The organism is Limnofasciculus baicalensis BBK-W-15, assembly GCF_024178385.1.
Classification (GTDB): domain Bacteria; phylum Cyanobacteriota; class Cyanobacteriia; order Cyanobacteriales; family Coleofasciculaceae; genus Limnofasciculus; species Limnofasciculus baicalensis.
This window is the reverse complement of the sequence record NZ_JAMZMM010000574.1, coordinates 1-2,682: the sequence shown is the minus strand read 5'-3', so window position 1 is coordinate 2,682 and position 2,682 is coordinate 1. Positions and strand designations below refer to the sequence as shown.

The following is a 2,682-nucleotide window of genomic DNA, read 5'->3' as shown; positions in this document are numbered from 1 at the left end:
CTTCGCAGCCCTAATATCCTGATGAATCAGGTTCCCGTGCGCAATCCTGTTGCCTTTTAGCGGTCTGCTATCCCAGTCTGACAACTGGCTCATCGGGCGTAAACTTTCCTCCAGTCCGGGGGTAGGTTTTTCTGTCTTGTACTGACTTGTCGATGATATCATGGCAAGATCAATCCTGCCACTGCCTTTCATCCCCGGACTAAAGTCACGGGGTTTTCAGGCTATTTTCTTATAACCAATTAACCTAAGCCGCCATAAAATCATGAGTACTCGCCCCATCATCCTTGGCATCGTCGGTGATAGCGCCGCTGGGAAAACCACTCTGACGCGAGGCATTGCCCAAATATTAGGGGAAGAAGACGTGACGGTGATTTGTACGGATGACTACCACCGCTACGATCGCAAACAGCGGGCAGAAAAAGGCATTTCCGCACTCCACCCCGACTGTAACTACCTAGATATCATGCAGCAGCACCTAAATCAGCTGCGTACCGGGCAACCTATCCTCAAACCTATTTACAATCACGACAATGGCATGTTAGAAACGCCGGAGTATATCAAGCCAACTAAATTTGTGATTATTGAGGGCTTGCTGGGATATGCCACTCGTGCCTGTCAGGATTGTTTTGATGTTAAAGTCTTTTTGGCTCCTCCAGAATCCCTCCGCACCCAATGGAAAGTCAAGCGGGATACTGCCAAACGAGGTTATACCACGGAAGAGGTTCTTGAACAACTGAGAAAGCGGGAATCAGATTCGGAAGAATTTATTCGTCCCCAGCGCCAATGGACTGATATTGTTGTTAGTTTCTATCCCTCTGCCGAACAAATTCATGGCAACGATTTAATGCTCAATGTTCGTTTGGTACTGAGACCAACTATTCCTCACCCTAACTTTACCAGAATTCTCGATCCTAGTAAATCTCATCTGAGTTCAGCTATCCGTTTAGAACTCGATCGAGATATGGGTAAGCCTGTGGATGTGTTAGAAGTTGATGGTCATGCTACTAGCGAACAGGTGAAAGAACTAGAGCGAATTCTCTGTAATGATATCCCTTATTTGGGCAAATTCTGTAGTCTGGAAGGGAATCAAGATATTGGTAAGATTATTGGAACAACTGGGGAAACTTTACAAAGTTATCCCTTGGCGCTGACTCAATTATTGATTACTTATCACATGTTGAAAGCAGCGCGGATTTATCAGTAGGGTAAGATGTGAGAAATTAGGGGTAAAGATGTATTTTCTTTCCCCTATCCGGATAAAATGCGATTCTCTTTGCGTTCTTTGCGACTAACTTTGCGCTCTTTGCGTTAAAAAAAAGATTGTGTTCCAGACAACTGAGAACCGCTATTATAACCAACAACCAATAACCAACAACCAATAACCAACAACCAACAACCAATAACCAACAACCAATAACCAATAACCAATAACTAACTTCCTGACTTTTCCATCATCGTCTCGACGAAATTAGTATAAACTTCACCCTTGAGAAAAGCCGGATTTTCCATAATTTTCTGATGGAAGGGAATAGTCGTTGCCACACCAGTAATGGCGCATTCTCGTAAAGCTCGTTTCATCCGCTTAATAGCTGCTTCTCGGTTGGGTGCCCAGACAATTAATTTGCCAATTAATGAGTCGTAGTAGGGGGGAATTTCGTAATCGGTGTAGACGTGGGAATCCATCCGGACTCCCGGTCCTCCTGGTGGCAAGTAACCGCTAATTCGTCCAGGTTGGGGACGAAAAGCGCGATCGGGATCTTCGGCATTAATTCTACATTCAATCGAATGACCTTTAAGGATAACTTGCTCTTGAGTTAAATTAAGTCTTTCCCCTTGAGCAATGCGAATTTGTTCGGCAATTAAATCCAATCCCGATATCATCTCTGTCACGGGATGTTCTACTTGAATACGGGTGTTCATTTCCATAAAGTAGAAGCCACCCGAAGCCTCAAGTAGAAACTCCACTGTTCCCGCACCAACATAGTTAATAGATTTAGCAGCCATTACCGCTGCTGTACCCATTTTTTCCCGCAATTCTGGACTAAGAATTGGACTAGGTGCTTCCTCTAAAAGTTTTTGGTGACGGCGTTGGATGGAACAATCTCTTTCCCCTAAATGAATAACATTCCCGTAACTATCACCAATGATTTGAAACTCAATATGGCGAGGGCGAACAATAAATTTTTCCATATAAACGCCAGGATTGCCAAATGCGGCTTCTGCTTCACCTTGCGCTGCAAGCAACAGCTTGGGTAGTTCGCTTTCCTCCTCCACAAACCGCATCCCCCGTCCCCCACCTCCGGCAGTGGCTTTAATCATGATGGGATAGCCGATTTTTTCTGCGATATCAAGGGCTTCTCGTTCACTTGTCAGAAGTCCATCACTTCCGGGTACGGTTGGTACACCTGCTCGCTGCATGGTTTCTTTGGCAGTGGATTTATCCCCCATCGCCCGCATCGCTTCCGGAGATGGTCCAATAAAGGAAATTTGATGATCCGCACAGATTTCCGCGAATCGGGCATTTTCTGCCAAAAACCCATAACCGGGATGAATCGCCGTCGCGTTACGAGTTAGGGCAGCAGCGATAATATTGGGAATATTCAAATAACTTTTGCTACTGGGGGGATCTCCAATGCAAACAGCTTCATCCGCAAGTTGGACGTGAAGGGCATGGCGATCTAT

2 protein-coding genes are annotated in these 2,682 nt (G+C 45.4%); one reads left to right on the top strand and one right to left on the bottom strand.

The genetic code is table 11. The annotated features are described in order from the left end of the window. Positions 1 to 262: 262 nt before the first annotated feature. Positions 263 to 1,204 (top strand): phosphoribulokinase, encoded by a 942-nt coding sequence (locus tag NJ959_RS28275; protein ID WP_254015093.1) that lies wholly within the window; start codon positions 263 to 265, stop codon positions 1,202 to 1,204. A 227-nt stretch (positions 1,205 to 1,431) separates the two neighbouring features. Here the strand turns inward: NJ959_RS28275 and accC are convergent. Beyond that, the coding region (accC, locus tag NJ959_RS28270; RefSeq protein WP_254015092.1) for an acetyl-CoA carboxylase biotin carboxylase subunit at positions 1,432 to 2,682 on the bottom strand (1,251 nt) is incomplete at its 5' end.

Coding starts and splice junctions, on each gene's coding strand:
- NJ959_RS28275 (WP_254015093.1), top strand. CDS start 263: ATGAGTACTCGCCCCATCATCCTTGGCATCGTCGGTGATAGCGCCGCT.